The sequence below is a fragment of the Pseudomonas sp. IT-347P genome, from assembly GCF_949768005.1.
Taxonomy (GTDB): domain Bacteria; phylum Pseudomonadota; class Gammaproteobacteria; order Pseudomonadales; family Pseudomonadaceae; genus Aquipseudomonas.
This window is the reverse complement of the sequence record NZ_CATKPQ010000044.1, coordinates 17414-30943: the sequence shown is the minus strand read 5'-3', so window position 1 is coordinate 30943 and position 13530 is coordinate 17414. Positions and strand designations below refer to the sequence as shown.

Genomic DNA, 13530 nt, shown 5'->3' with positions numbered 1-13530 from the left:
GATCTAGGCTAGATCCACCCACCCCACTGCAAAACAAAAATCCCGATATTGGTGGTCACCGCCGCCATCAACGTCGTCATCACGATAATCGCCGCCGCCAGCTCATGATTGCCCTGCGCCGCCCGGGCCATGACAAAACTCGCCGCCGCGGTCGGGCTGCCGAAGTACAGAAACAGAATCCCCAGCTCCGCCCCGCGAAAGCCCCACAACCACGCCCCCAGCGTCGCCAGCACCGGCAGGCCGACCATCTTCACCAGACTGGAACTCAACGCCATGCTGCCGCTCTTGCGCAACGCCGCCAGCGACAACGTGCCGCCAATGCAGATCAGCGCCAGTGGCAACGTGGTTTGCGCCAGATACTGGCCGGAAGTCTCCAGCCAACCCGGCAAACCGATCTTGAAGTAAGCAAACGGCGCCGCCGCAATCACACTGATGATCAGCGGATTGCTGAACACGCTTTTGCAGATGCTCCATGGATCGGACTTGATCACCGGGCTGTACACCGCCAGCACGATGGTCGACAGCGTGTTGTAGAACAGGATCACCAGCGCCGCGAGAATCGCCCCGAGGGAAATCCCGTAATCGCCGTACATGCTCGCCGCCAGTGCCAGACCGATCACGCCGTTGTTGCCGCGAAACGCGCCTTGGGTATAGATGCCGCGATCTTCGCGCGGGCACTTGAAAATCGCCCAGCCCCAGGCCAGGGCAAAGCTCACCAGCGTGGCGAGGGAAAAGTAGATCAGCAGGGAGGGTTGCAATGCGGCGTGCAGGTCGGCGTGCAGAATGCCGAGGAACAGCAGCGCCGGCATGGTGACGTTGAACACCAGCGACGAAGCTGTGTGGATGAAGTTGTCGTTGATCCAGTCGATGCGCTTGAGCAGCACCCCGAGGAACAGCATGGCAAACACCGGCGCGGTGATATTCAGGGTTTCGAGGAAAATTGCCAGCATGCCGGGGAGCCTTGGGTGAGCGTAGTCAGGGGGCAATGATAAAGCAAAAGCCCCTCACCCTAACCCTCTCCCGAAGGGAGAGGGGACCGATCGGGGGATCTTGCAGAAATCCATCGACCTGAAATGACTTCGTTGAATCCATAATCAATTCGGTATTTCAGGTCGATGTATAGCGCCAGACAACTTGATCAGCCCCTCACCCTAGCCCTCTCCCGGAGGGAGAGGGGACCGATCGGGGGATCTTGCAGAAATCCATCGTCCTGAAATGACATCGCTGAATCCACAACTGCTTGTCGAGTCCATAATCAACTCGGTATTTCAGGTCGATGTATTGCGCAAGACAACTCGGTCGGCCCTCACCCCAGCCCTCTCCCCCCGGGAGAGGGCTGGGGTGAGGGCCGAGCCGATCACACATCAAGTAATCGGCGCTGGATTGAACAACGTAATGTCGTTATGCAGCTTGTGCTTCTCCGCCCACGTCTGCTGTTTGCCGCTGGCAACATCCAGATAGAAGTGAAACAACTCCCAACCCAATTCCTCGATCGTCGCCCGCCCGGTAGCAATTCGCCCGGCGTCGATATCGATCAGATCCGGCCAGCGCTGCGCCAATTCCGTACGCGTCGAGACCTTCACCACTGGCGCCATCGCCAAACCATACGGCGTACCCCGCCCGGTGGTGAACACATGCAGGTTCATCCCCGCCGCCAGTTGCAACGTCCCGCAAACAAAATCACTCGCCGGCGTCGCACAGAAAATCAAACCCTTCTGCTTGAACCGCTCGCCCGGGCCGAGCACGCCATTGATCGCGCTGCTGCCGGATTTGACGATCGAACCCAGCGACTTCTCGACGATATTCGACAACCCGCCCTTCTTGTTGCCCGGCGTCGTGTTGGCGCTGCGATCCGCTTCGCCCTTGGCCAGGTAACGGTCGTACCAGTCCATCTCGCGCACCAGCTCTTCAGCCACGGTTTTGCTTTCGGCGCGTGAAGTCAGCAGGTAAATCGCATCGCGCACTTCGGTGACTTCGGAAAACATCACCGTCGCCCCGGCACGCAGCAGCAAGTCCGAGGCATAACCCAGCGCCGGGTTGGCGGTGATCCCTGAAAACGCATCGCTGCCGCCGCATTGCATGCCGAGAATCAACTCGGACGCCGGCACGGTTTCCCGGCGGCGTTGGTCGAGTTTCTTCAAACGGACCTCAGCCAGCGCCATGATCTGCTCGATCATCTCGGTGAAACCGTGACTGGAATCCTGCAAGCGATACAGCCACGGATCGCTGAGATCCACCGACGCATCGTCCTCGTGCATCACCTGCCCGGCCTGCAACTTTTCGCAGCCCAGACTGATCACCAGCGCCTCACCACCGAGATTCGGGTTACGTGCCAGATTGCGCACGGTACGAATCGGGATGTAGGCATCGGTGGCCGTGATCGCCACGCCGCAGCCGTAGCTGTGAGTCAGCGCGACCACGTCATCGACGTGCGGGTATTTCGGCAGCAGTTCTTCCTTGATGCGTTTCACCGCATGATCGAGCACGCCAGTGACGCATTGCACCGTGGTGGTGATGCCGAGAATATTGCGCGTGCCCACGGTACCGTCGGCGTTGCGATAACCCTCAAAGGTGAAGCCTTCCAGGGGTGTCTGCGGGTCCGGCACGTCGGTGGACAGCGGCAAGCTGTCCAGCGGCGGCGCGGTCGGCATGCGCAGTTGATCTTCCTTGACCCAACTGCCGCGGCGGATCGGCTGCAACGCGTAGCCGATCACCTGACCGTAGCGAATCACCGGGCCGCCCTCAGGTATGTCTTCGAGGGTGACTTTGTGGCTCTGCGGCACAAATTCCAGCGTCACCAGGCCATCGGCGAACTCAGTGCCGGCCGGTGCGCCCTGGTCGTTGACCACGACCACCACATTGTCCCGCTCGTGCAGGCGGATGTGGCGCGGCGAGTCGGAATGTTCAATCAACTGCATGACGCCGCTCCTCAGGAATGCGCTTGAGACAAATTGCCGGTGGCTTCGTTACCGCCCTTGGTTGGCGGCTCTTTGAGTACCACGCGTTTGATCGGGCCAACGATGACCAGATAGCTGAACACCGCCACCAGGGCGTTGGCACCGACGAACACCAGCGCCCATTTGAACGAACCGGTGGAGCTGATGATGTAGCCAATCACGATCGGCGTGGTAATCGAAGCGATGTTGCCGAAGGTATTGAACAGGCCACCGCTCAGACCGGCGATCTGTTTCGGCGAGGTGTCGGAGACCACCGCCCAGCCCAATGCGCCAACGCCTTTGCCGAAGAACGCCAAAGCCATAAAGCCCACCACCATCCATTCCACATCGACGTAGTTGCAGGCAACGATGCTGCTCGACACCAGCAGGCCGGCAATGATCGGTGCTTTACGGGCGAAGGTCAGCGAGTGGCCCTTGCGCAGCAGGTAATCGGAAATCACCCCGCCGAGCACGCCGCCGATGAAGCCGCAGATGGCCGGCAACGAGGCGATGAAACCGGCCTTGAGAATGGTCATGCCACGCTCTTGCACCAGGTACACCGGGAACCAGGTCAGGAAGAAATAAGTGATGCCGTTGATGCAGTATTGGCCCAGATACACGCCGAGCATCATGCGGTTGGTCAGCAACTGACGGATGTAGTCCCACTTCGGACCGTCAGCCTTTTTGCCTTGCTTGACGTCCATGTCGACCATGCCGCCGTTGTCGGCGATGAACTTGACCTCCGCTTCGTTGGCCATCGGGTGTTGGCGCGGGCTGTGGATAACCTTCAGCCAGACCAGCGAGAAGATGATGCCAAGGATACCCATGACGATGAACACGTGTTCCCAGCCGAAGCGATACACGATCCAGCCCATCAGCGGTGCGAACAACACGGTGGCAAAGTACTGCGCCGAGTTGAAGATCGCCGAAGCGGTGCCGCGTTCAGCGGTCGGGAACCACGCCGCAACGATGCGCGCATTGCCGGGGAACGAAGGCGCTTCAGCCAGGCCAACGAGGAAGCGCAGCATGAACAGCGCAACAATGGCGGTGGACATGCCGAACTCACCGACAAAGCCTTGCAGCACGGTGAACAGCGACCAGGTAAAAATGCTCAGGGCATAGACTTTTTTCGAGCCGAAGCGATCGAGCAGCCAGCCGCCGGGAATTTGCCCGGCCACGTAGGCCCAACCGAATGCGGAGAAGATGTAGCCGAGGGTGACCGCGTCAATGCCCAGATCTTTTTGCAGGCTGGAGCCGGCAATGGCGATCGTGGCGCGGTCGGCGTAGTTGATCGTGGTCACCAGAAACAGCATGAGCAGGATCAAATAGCGGACGTGAGTCGGCTTGGACGATTGCATGTAGATGTACTCCCACTGATTATTTTTATGCGGGTAAAACATTCTTTGGTCTTGTGCCGCGCTGGGCCTCAGGCGAAGGCCCGGCGCGGGTGCAGCGGGTTACGATCCGATGTAGGCAGTTTTTACGACCGTGTAGAACTCTTGCGCATAGCGGCCCTGCTCGCGGGAGCCATAGGATGAACCTTTACGCCCACCGAACGGAACGTGGTAATCCACGCCGGCGGTCGGCAGGTTGACCATCACCATCCCGGCCTGGGAATGACGCTTGAAGTGATTGGCGTACTTCAGCGACGTGGTGGCGATACCGGCCGACAAACCGAACTCGGTGTCGTTGGCCATTGCCAGCGCCGCGTCGTAATCGGCCACGCGAACAATGTTGGCCACCGGGCCGAAGATCTCTTCGCGGCTGATGCGCATCGACGCTTCACTGTCAGCAAACAGGGTTGGCGCCAGGAAGTAACCTTCGGTGTCGCAGGTCACCAGACCACCGCCGCTGACCAGACGCGCACCTTCAGACTGGCCGATGTCGATGTACTTCATGTCCTGTTCCAGCTGCGCTTGCGAAACCACCGGACCAATATCGGTACCGGATTTCAGCGCGTGGCCGACCTTGATCGACTTCATGCGCTCGGCCATGGCTTCGACGAACTTGTCGTGAATGCCGGCAGTGACGATCAAGCGGCTGGAGGCGGTGCAACGCTGGCCGGTGGAGTAGAACGCGCTCTGCACCGACAGTTCGACCGCTTGCTTGAGGTCGGCGTCGTCGAGAATGATCTGCGGGTTCTTGCCGCCCATTTCCAGTTGTACTTTGGCCTGACGCGCCACGCAGTTGACCGCGATCTGACGACCTACGCCCACCGAACCGGTAAAGCTGATGCCATCAACTTTCGGGCTCTGCACCAAGGCATCGCCAACCACGCGACCGCTGCCCATCACCAGGTTGAACACGCCGGCCGGGAAGCCTGCGCGGGAGATGATTTCCGCCAGGGCCCAGGCGCAACCCGGAACCAGGTCGGCGGGTTTCAGTACTACGCAGTTGCCGTAGGCCAGGGCCGGGGCGATTTTCCACGCCGGGATCGCGATCGGGAAGTTCCACGGGGTGATCAGACCGACCACACCCAGCGCTTCTCGGGTCACCTCAACATTGACGCCCGGGCGCACCGATGGCACGTAGTCGCCGGACAGGCGCAGGCACTCACCGGCGAAAAATTTGAAGATGTTGCCGGCGCGGGTCACTTCGCCGATTGCTTCCGGCAGAGTCTTGCCCTCCTCTCGGGCCAGCAGGGTGCCGAGTTCTTCACGGCGGGCGAGGATTTCCGTTCCGACTTTATCCAGCGAATCGTGGCGAGCCTGAATGCCCGAAGTCGAGTACGCCGGAAAGGCCGCGCGGGCGGCGTCGATGGCGGCGTGAACCTGAGTCAGGTCAGCCTTGGCGTAATCGCCGATGTTGTCGCCCAGTTCCGACGGGTTGATGTTGGCCGAGTAGTCGGCGCCGGCGACCCATTCACCGTTGATGTAGTTGTCGTAGCGTTTTGCAGTTGTCACAGGGGCAGCCCTCACATCTCAAAGCCTTCACGCAAAAAGCCGCTGATTGCTCAGCGGCCTCGCTTTCATCGGGTGTTACTGCGCACCTTGCTTGTCGATCAGCGCGGCGAGCATTTCGTACTCTTCGCCGGTCAGGTCAGTCAGCGGCGCCCGCACCGGACCTGCGTCATAGCCGGCGATTTTCGCGCCTGCCTTGACGATGCTCACGGCGTAACCGGCCTTGCGGTTGCGGATGTCGAGGTACGGCAGGAAGAAGTCGTCAATGATCTTGCCGACGGTGGCGTGATCTTCACGGGCGATCGCGTGGTAGAAGTCCATCGCGGTTTTCGGGATGAAGTTGAACACCGCCGAGGAGTAAACCGGCACGCCCAGCGCCTTATAAGCCGCGGCATAAACTTCGGCGGTCGGCAGACCACCCAGATAGCTGAAGCGATCACCGAGGCGGCGGCGGATCGACACCATCAACTCGATATCGCCCAGGCCGTCCTTGTAACCGATCAGGTTCGGGCAGCGCTCGGCCAGACGTTCCAGCAACGGCGCGTTGAGGCGGCAAACGTTACGGTTATAAACGACCACGCCGATGTTGACCGATTTACACACGGCTTCAACGTGGGCGGCAACGCCGTCCTGGCTGGCTTCGGTCAGGTAGTGCGGCAGCAGCAACAGACCTTTGGCGCCCAGACGCTCGGCTTCCTGAGCGTACTCGATAGCCTGACGGGTCGAGCCGCCAACACCGGCAAGAATCGGCACGCTGGTGGCGCAGGTGTCGACGGCAGTCTTGATGATTTCCGAGTATTCGCTGGCGGCGAGGGAGAAGAACTCACCGGTGCCGCCGGCGGCGAACAAGGCAGAAGCGCCATACGGAGCCAGCCATTCCAGGCGTTTGATGTAGCCAGCGCGGTTGAAATCGCCCTGCGCGTTGAAATCGGTCACCGGGAAGGACAGCAGGCCGGCAGAGAGGATGGACTTCAGTTCTTGTGGATTCATTATTCGAACACCCTGGTAGCAACGTTTTTTGTGAGTGGACCGTTCAGCCTTCGCCGAAGTTGTAGGTCATCGTACAACTTAAAAAATAACCGTCAACTGCATTTCATCGTTGCGGATGTTTTTTTGTCGGACAAGAGTGTTTAAGCCAGAGCACGAATCGCCGCAAAGGCCCGTGATGACTGGGTTTCATTGCGGAAACTTCTGGTCAAGATTCGTTTACTGAGCGCCATTGCCATGCCGCGTAAGGTGTGACGACCGCCGCGAAGGATCGCGGCGGATCACTCGAAGGAACCCGAAATGTCCACGAATTACGCTGCCCCGACTCTTTCGCAAATTGCCGCTTCGTCCTCCGACATCCTCACGCTTCAGCTATCAGCGCTGCCCGATGTATTGATCGTACAAGTCCCGGACTCCAGCGATTTCCCGGCGAACTGGAGCGTCTACCCGATTCTCGGTGACGACCCGGAAGAGCCGGATTGGGAAGGTGAGGAAGTGAATACTGGCACCTGGGACGATGCCGAGGACGAGATGGAGAAGCTGACGGGGATCGAGCTTCAGCTGCCTAAAGAGGCGCTGCAACCGTATCTGAACGGGGAGGTTGAACTGCGCTACAAGTTTTTCGATGAGTCGAGTATGGAGCCATGTTCGGAGGTGTTGAGGTTGCGCATCGAGGGCTGAATCGAGTTGCGCGTTAGCGGTTACCGTTCGTCGGGACTGGTATTTCTTACAGGTGCCAGCTATTTCCGAATACTCGCTTAATGACTGAGGAGTAACGAACCGGCTCCGACCGCGCATCCGCCGCATGCCGTCGGCTTGCGCTCATTCAAAGGTTTAACAGATAGCGAAAAGGAATTTGATCATGACAGCACAAGTAAACGCGCTCGCAAAACCAGTACTCAAAGAGGCCAAAGAAGGCGTTCTTTATGTCGGGAAGTTAGAGAGAAACGCTCACGGCGAAGTGACTTACGAAAACTCAGCCGTCGGAGACCTAGTTACACTTTACGTAGAAACCTCTACCGGCAACAACTTCAAAGACGACATCAAATTGAATGCAGCGACGATAGGAACGCCACTGCTCTTCGCCATTCCCAAAGATATTTTTGAGAAAAACCTCGTTCCAGGCGCAACCGCCAAACTTCGCTACACCGTTAGCCGCGCCGCTAATGTTTCGGTGTCACCAGTGCTGGAAGTTCGACTCGAGTTTTAATTACCCGTCACCCCTGCGCCTGCGCTTCTTCATGGGCCTGGCGCAGTCTTTCGCGGCTGTTGGTCAGGTGCAACCGCATCGCCGCACGCGCTGCATCGCAATCCTGACGGGCAATCGCGTCGTAGATTTCTCCGTACTCACGGCCTTGGCTGCTGCTGTAGTGCTGCTGGTCACCATGTGCCAAGAGCGCAGGCGCAGCTGCCGAAAGAAGCAATGCAACCGTACCGGAACTGCGAGATGGAGGTGCGTTACACCTTTCTTGATGAGTCGAGCATGGAGCCGTATTCGCAGGTATTGAGGTTGCGGATTGAGGCGTGAGGGATTCCGCTTTTGAAGCCTAACCGTCCGTCGGGACTGGTATTTCTTACAGGTGCCAGCCAAGGCGGGTCCCGGCATTAATGGCTCAGGAGCCAAAAATCAGCTCCGAGAGCGCAGTACCCCGCCTCTACTCAATCTTTGAATCGGCACTGAAAAGGAATTTGAGCATGACAGTAGACAAAAAAGCATTGGTGGCTCCCGTTCTTCAGGAGGCAGTAATGCACGACGGCAAAATGAGACTCTATGTTCACAATTTGCGCGATCCCGCGCGCGGCGAGGTTTTGGCCTACGCAAACCACAAGGCGGGAGACTTGATCACATTTCGCCTCGAGACTTCCACCGGTAATACATTGGAATTCAACTATGCACTGACTGAGCCCGCCGTCTGGCCGGTGCAATTTGAGATCAAGAAGAGTTTTTTTGAGAGCGAACCCATCCCGGGAACCTCCGTCGAACTGAGCTACATCATTACCCGCATCGACAGTGCCCGGGAGCATTCCGAATCACTGATCGTTCATCTCGAACGGTAAGCAAAACTCAACCCTGCGCCTGCGCTTCTTCATGGGCCTGGCGCAGTCTTTCGCGGCTGTTGGTCAGATGCAACCGCATCGCCGCACGCGCTGCATCGGAATCCTGACGGGCAATCGCGTCGTAAATTTCTTCGTGCTCGCGGCTCAGGCGGCTCATGTAGTGCTGTTGATCATCGTGAGCCAGGCGTGCCGAATTCAGCCGCGTTCGCGGAATGATGCTGGTGCCCAGGTGGGTCATGATGTCGGTGAAATAGCGGTTGCCGGTGGACAGGGCGATTTCCAGGTGGAAAGCGAAGTCCGACGACACCGCATCGCTGGCATGCGAGGCGCTTTCGTTCAACGCATCGAGCGCAGCGCGCATGGTTGCCAGTTGTTCGGGGCTGCGGCGTTGCGCGGCGAGGCCGGCGGATTCGACTTCGAGGCTGATGCGCAATTCGAGAATCGCCAGCACATCACGCAAAGTGACGACGGTAGCCGGGTCGATACGGAAACCACTCGGACTTGGCGTATCGAGCACAAAGGTGCCGATGCCATGGCGGGTCTCCACCTGCCCGGCAGCCTGCAAGCGGGAAATCGCCTCGCGCACCACGGTGCGGCTGACGCCATGGGCTTCCATGATCGCCGACTCGGTAGGCAATTTGTCACCGCGCTTGAGCAGGCCATCGCGGATCTGCTCGCTCAGTACCGTCACCAGTTCCTGGGCCAGGCTGCGGCGCTTGCGCGGGAGACGCGGGGTGTCGATCAGGTTTTCCATGGTGTGCATCTTGTCTCGAAAATTCGGCTTGGGGGCATGATAGCTCAAGCGGGTTGTACGATCACTTTCCGGTTCGCATCGCTTTTATGTAGGAGTGAGCCTGCTCGCGATGATGTCCGCACATTCAGCATCAATGTGACTGACCCAACGCTATCGCGAGCAGGCTCACTCCTACAGAGGTTTAGCGGTGATCAGGCGGTTACCGTCTGCTCCACCAAACGCCCGCTGTCGATCCGCACATGCCGTGGGTGAAAGCGTTTCAGACTGCTGCGATGGCCGACGCTGACAATACTCAGCCCCGGCAATTGATCGATCAGCGCCTGATACAGCGTCGCTTCATCTTCCTCGTCCATCGCCGAAGTCGCCTCATCCATGTACAGCCACTGCGGTGCGTAAAGCATCGCACGGGCGAACGCCAGTCGTTGCTGCTCGCCCGGCGAGAGCATGCGCTGCCAGTGATTGGCCTCGTCCAGCCTTGCGACCAGATGCGGCAAGCGGCAGGTGTCCAGCACTTGGGCATAACGTTCCGGCGCGTAGGTGTCGCCCGGTTGTGGATAACTCAATGCTTCGCGCAGGGTGCCGATCGGCAGATACGGTTTCTGTGGCAAAAACAGATAACGCGCCGCCGGCAAGCGAATATTGCCGTGGCCCGCTGGCCACAAATGCCCCATCGCCCGCAGCAGCGTCGACTTGCCACTGCCGGAGCGGCCGCTGAGCATTACCCGCTCACCTGGTTCCACCGTCATGTCGGCATTGGTCAGCAGATGACGACCGTCGGCCAGATCCAGACCGAGGTTGCGCACCTGCAATTCGCGGCCCTGATTCTGCACATCGATGGCCGGTGCGCGCTCTTCGTTGTCGGTCATGGCCTGGCGGAAGCTCAACAGTCGATCGCAGGTTGCACGCCAGGAAGCGAGGCTCTGGTAGGCGTTGATGAACCAGCTGAAGCTCTCCTGGACATTGCCGAATGCCGAACTGATCTGCATCAGTTCACCCAGCTCGATCTTGCCGGAAAGGTAACGCGGCGACGCGACGATGAACGGGAAGATGATGGCCGCCTGGCTGTAACCGGCGGTAAAGAACGTCAGGCGCTTGGACACTTTCATGATGTCCCAGAAGTTGTGCCAGACATTGCCGAAGCGGCCGTTCAAGCGACGGTTTTCGTTGGGTTCGCCGTTGTACAACGCAATACTTTCGGCATTTTCGCGAATCCGCACCATGGAAAAACGCAGGTCGGCTTCGAAGCGTTGTTGTTGATTGTTCAGGCCGATCAAGCGACGCCCGATCAGATGCGTCAGCCAACTGCCGACCACGGCGTAAACCAGCACGCACCAGAACATGTAGCCGGGAATGGTGATGCCATAGACTTCGATGCTGCCCGACACGCCCCACAGAATGATCGAGAACGACACCAGACTGACGATATTGCGCAGCAGTCCGATACCCAGCTCAAGGGTATTGGAGGTGAAGTTGTTCAGGTCTTCGGAAATCCGCTGGTCCGGGTTATCGGTATAACCGCCCTGCTCCAGCTGGTAGTAATTCTTGTGGGCGAGCCAGCGGGAAAAATGCTTTTCGGTGAGCCAGGCACGCCAGCGAATGGTCAGCATCTGGGTCAGGTAGAGCCGATACACCGCACCGACAATGGCCACCGCCGCAATGCCGCAGAAATACAGAATCAAGCGCCAGAACGCCGCTTCATCCTTCTTTTGCAGGGCGTTGTAAAAGTCCTTGTACCAGGTGTTGAACCACACCGAGATGCCCACACTGAGCAGCGACAGTGCGATCACCGCAATCAATAGTGTCCAGGCCTTGCCCTTCTCTTCACTGCGCCAATACGGCGTGATGATCGCCCACACTTTGCGAAAAAACTGCCCGCGCACGGCATCGTTGACCGCGGAGTATTCAGCGTTCTGATTCATGGATAAGGCTCGATATAGAAAAGAACAGACACGCGCCGATCATAGATGATCGGCGCGATTTATCGCGAGGGCTGGCGATAGTCGTTCAGCGCAGGTTCAGCGACGCACTGGACGCTTCTGCAGTTTGCGCTGCAGGGTGCGGCGGTGCATGCCCAGTGCGCGGGCGGTGGCGGAGATGTTGCCTTCGTGCTCGGTGAGCACGCGCTGGATGTGCTCCCACTGCAGGCGATCGACCGACATCGGGTTTTCCGGCACCAGACTGTCGAGGTCGGCGTGTTCGGACAGCAGCGCGGCCAGCACGTCGTCGGCGTCGGCCGGTTTGCACAGGTAGTTGCAGGCGCCGCGCTTGATCGCCTCGACGGCGGTGGCAATGCTCGAATAACCGGTGAGGATTACCACGCGCATTTCCGGGTCCAGCTCCAGCAGTTTGGGCAGCAGGACAAGCCCTGAGTCGCCGTCCATTTTCAAGTCCAGCGCAGCGTAATCAGGCAGATCGGCTTGGGCGATGGTCAGGCCTTCTTCGGCGGAGCCGGCGGTGCTGACGCGAAAGCCACGGCGCGCCATGGCGCGGGCCATCACTCGGGTAAACGTTGCGTCGTCGTCGACCAGCAGCAGATGCGGCAGTTCTTCGCCTTCGACTTGGATTTCGTCACTCATGTTGGTCTCCTCGGGCGCCGTGGGGCAGGCGCAGCTCGGTGAGCGTGCCGCCTTCCTCATGACTATAGAGTTTCACTGAGCCGCCGGCGCGTGTCACGCTGGCCTTGCTCAAAAACAGGCCCAGGCCGAAACCTTTGCCCTTGGTGGTAAAAAACGGTTTGCCGATCTGCTCGGCGATGGCCAGCGGCACACCGGCGCCGTGGTCACGAATGCTGATGGTCACGGTTTCCGCGTCCCAGTCCAGGGTCACCTTGAGATTTTCCGGGCAAGCGTCGGCGGCGTTGTTGAGCAGATTCAGCAAGGCCTGGGTCAGATCCGGCGGCGGCGCCATGCGTGGCACCGTGCCTTGGCCGAGACGGTGAAAGCGATAACTGGCCTCGGGACGCATCAGGTGCCAGCGGTTCAGCGCTTCGTCGAGCCAGTCGGTGACGTCCTGCATCTCGACGGCCAGACGCCGATTCGCTTCGGCGGCACGCACCAGTTGTTGCAAGGTTTCTTTGCACAACTTGACCTGATCCTGCAGCACTTTCAGATCGTCCTGCAGCATTGGGTCGGGATGGTCCTGCTGCATTTCCTTGAGCAACACGCTCATGGTCGCCAGCGGCGTGCCCAGCTCATGGGCGGCGCCAGCGGCCTGGGTGGCAACGGCGAGCAGTTGCTGATCACGCAGGCCTTCTTCACGGCGAATCGCGCGTAATTCTTCCTGACGGCGCAGCTCCTCAGCCATGCGCGCGGCGAAGAAGGTGATCACCGCAGCGGCCAGGGCAAAGCTCAGCCACATGCCGTAGATCTGCAGGTTTTCGCGGGCGACCGGCAAGGTTTCCAGTGGATAGAAACGCGTCAGCATCACCGTGTACAGGGCCAGCGCGATGCCGGACAGAATCACCGAATAACGCCACGGCAAGGTCACCGCCGCGATGGTCAGCGGCACCAGATAGTAGGAAACGAACGGGTTGGTCGAACCACCGGAGAAATACAGCAGTGCACTGTGGATCACCAGATCACAGGCCAATTGCAGCGCATATTCAAGCTCGGTCACCGGCCACGAAGTGCGCAGACGCACGGCGGTGAACACGCAGAGCAGCGTCGAGCAGCCGAGGGTCATCGCCAGTTGCACCCACGGCAACGGCAGCAGTTGCAGCCAGTAGGCCAGGCCGACGGAGCCGGCCTGCGCGGCGAGCACCAGCGTGCGGATGAAAGTCAGCCGCCAGAGGTTCTGGCGAGTGGCGGAAGTCAGTTGTACGGGGGCGAGCATGAGCTCTCCTGATGAGCGCTCCAGGCGGATCGTACGGAGTATAACCAAGCCGCGGGCTTGAGAG

The 13530-nt window shown here is 59.4% G+C and carries 12 protein-coding genes and 2 pseudogenes; 4 read left to right on the top strand and 10 right to left on the bottom strand.

What is annotated here, in order from left to right; genetic code table 11:
* Nucleotides 1-8: 8 nt before the first annotated feature.
* The 5 genes from ACM6IV_RS16395 to kdgD form a co-directional block, all read right to left on the bottom strand.
* Nucleotides 9-950: an AEC family transporter gene (locus ACM6IV_RS16395; protein WP_414870791.1), complete on the bottom strand. Its 942-nt coding sequence runs from the start codon at nucleotides 948-950 to the stop codon at nucleotides 9-11.
* A gap of 414 nt (nucleotides 951-1364) precedes the next feature.
* On the bottom strand, nucleotides 1365-2918 hold the full coding sequence (gene garD, locus ACM6IV_RS16390; protein ID WP_414870790.1) for a galactarate dehydratase: 1554 nt from the start codon (nucleotides 2916-2918) through the stop codon (nucleotides 1365-1367).
* 11 nt (nucleotides 2919-2929) lie between these two features.
* A complete protein-coding gene (locus tag ACM6IV_RS16385) occupies nucleotides 2930-4294 on the bottom strand; it encodes an MFS transporter (RefSeq protein ID WP_414870789.1) in 1365 nt (454 codons plus the stop codon).
* A 99-nt stretch (nucleotides 4295-4393) separates the two neighbouring features.
* Entirely contained in the window at nucleotides 4394-5839 is a 1446-nt protein-coding gene (locus ACM6IV_RS16380; protein WP_414870788.1) for an aldehyde dehydrogenase family protein, read from the bottom strand.
* A gap of 75 nt (nucleotides 5840-5914) precedes the next feature.
* Nucleotides 5915-6826: a 5-dehydro-4-deoxyglucarate dehydratase gene (gene kdgD / locus ACM6IV_RS16375; RefSeq protein WP_007915340.1), complete on the bottom strand. Its 912-nt coding sequence runs from the start codon at nucleotides 6824-6826 to the stop codon at nucleotides 5915-5917.
* 297 nt (nucleotides 6827-7123) lie between these two features.
* Between kdgD and ACM6IV_RS16370 the strand changes: the two genes are divergently transcribed.
* Nucleotides 7124-7504, top strand: coding sequence for a hypothetical protein (locus ACM6IV_RS16370; protein WP_414870787.1), 381 nt, complete (start codon nucleotides 7124-7126; stop codon nucleotides 7502-7504).
* Nucleotides 7505-7685: 181 nt separating this feature from the next.
* Complete coding sequence (locus ACM6IV_RS16365) at nucleotides 7686-8033, top strand: hypothetical protein (RefSeq protein ID WP_414870786.1); 348 nt, start codon at nucleotides 7686-7688, stop codon at nucleotides 8031-8033.
* A 7-nt stretch (nucleotides 8034-8040) separates the two neighbouring features.
* On the opposite strand, the pseudogene ACM6IV_RS16360 reads toward ACM6IV_RS16365, so the two are convergent.
* A pseudogene (locus tag ACM6IV_RS16360) lies at nucleotides 8041-8223 on the bottom strand (FCD domain-containing protein); the annotation flags it as partial.
* Between ACM6IV_RS16360 and ACM6IV_RS16355 the strand changes: the two are divergent.
* Both ACM6IV_RS16355 and ACM6IV_RS16350 read left to right on the top strand, forming a co-directional pair.
* Nucleotides 8184-8351 (top strand): annotated as a pseudogene (locus ACM6IV_RS16355) (hypothetical protein); the annotation flags it as partial. The pseudogenes ACM6IV_RS16360 and ACM6IV_RS16355 sit on opposite strands and share 40 nt — an antisense overlap.
* Nucleotides 8352-8518: 167 nt before the next feature.
* Nucleotides 8519-8881, top strand: coding sequence for a hypothetical protein (locus tag ACM6IV_RS16350; protein WP_414870785.1), 363 nt, complete (start codon nucleotides 8519-8521; stop codon nucleotides 8879-8881).
* A 7-nt stretch (nucleotides 8882-8888) separates the two neighbouring features.
* Here ACM6IV_RS16350 and ACM6IV_RS16345 read toward each other — a convergent pair whose 3' ends face one another.
* The 4 genes from ACM6IV_RS16345 to ACM6IV_RS16330 form a co-directional block, all read right to left on the bottom strand.
* Nucleotides 8889-9635: a FadR/GntR family transcriptional regulator gene (locus ACM6IV_RS16345; RefSeq protein WP_414870784.1), complete on the bottom strand. Its 747-nt coding sequence runs from the start codon at nucleotides 9633-9635 to the stop codon at nucleotides 8889-8891.
* 191 nt (nucleotides 9636-9826) lie between these two features.
* Entirely contained in the window at nucleotides 9827-11554 is a 1728-nt protein-coding gene (locus tag ACM6IV_RS16340) for an ABC transporter ATP-binding protein/permease (RefSeq protein WP_414870783.1), read from the bottom strand.
* 96 nt (nucleotides 11555-11650) lie between these two features.
* Nucleotides 11651-12211 carry a response regulator transcription factor gene (locus ACM6IV_RS16335; RefSeq protein WP_003221630.1) on the bottom strand — a complete coding sequence of 187 codons (561 nt, stop codon included), beginning with the start codon at nucleotides 12209-12211 and terminating at the stop codon, nucleotides 11651-11653.
* Nucleotides 12204-13466 (bottom strand): ATP-binding protein, encoded by a 1263-nt coding sequence (locus tag ACM6IV_RS16330; RefSeq protein WP_038357512.1) that lies wholly within the window; start codon nucleotides 13464-13466, stop codon nucleotides 12204-12206. The genes ACM6IV_RS16335 and ACM6IV_RS16330 overlap by 8 nt, the downstream gene beginning before the upstream one ends.
* Between the last annotated feature and the right edge of the window lie 64 nt (nucleotides 13467-13530).

Bases quoted from the DNA above. Each gene is read 5' to 3' on its own strand.
- ACM6IV_RS16395 (WP_414870791.1), bottom strand. From the start codon at position 950: ATGCTGGCAATTTTCCTCGAAACCCTGAATATCACCGCGCCGGTGTTT.
- garD (WP_414870790.1), bottom strand. From the start codon at position 2,918: ATGCAGTTGATTGAACATTCCGACTCGCCGCGCCACATCCGCCTGCAC.
- ACM6IV_RS16385 (WP_414870789.1), bottom strand. From the start codon at position 4,294: ATGCAATCGTCCAAGCCGACTCACGTCCGCTATTTGATCCTGCTCATG.
- kdgD (WP_007915340.1), bottom strand. From the start codon at position 6,826: ATGAATCCACAAGAACTGAAGTCCATCCTCTCTGCCGGCCTGCTGTCC.
- ACM6IV_RS16370 (WP_414870787.1), top strand. From the start codon at position 7,124: ATGTCCACGAATTACGCTGCCCCGACTCTTTCGCAAATTGCCGCTTCG.
- ACM6IV_RS16365 (WP_414870786.1), top strand. From the start codon at position 7,686: ATGACAGCACAAGTAAACGCGCTCGCAAAACCAGTACTCAAAGAGGCC.
- ACM6IV_RS16350 (WP_414870785.1), top strand. From the start codon at position 8,519: ATGACAGTAGACAAAAAAGCATTGGTGGCTCCCGTTCTTCAGGAGGCA.
- ACM6IV_RS16345 (WP_414870784.1), bottom strand. From the start codon at position 9,635: ATGGAAAACCTGATCGACACCCCGCGTCTCCCGCGCAAGCGCCGCAGC.
- ACM6IV_RS16340 (WP_414870783.1), bottom strand. From the start codon at position 11,554: ATGAATCAGAACGCTGAATACTCCGCGGTCAACGATGCCGTGCGCGGG.
- ACM6IV_RS16335 (WP_003221630.1), bottom strand. From the start codon at position 12,211: ATGAGTGACGAAATCCAAGTCGAAGGCGAAGAACTGCCGCATCTGCTG.
- ACM6IV_RS16330 (WP_038357512.1), bottom strand. From the start codon at position 13,466: ATGCTCGCCCCCGTACAACTGACTTCCGCCACTCGCCAGAACCTCTGG.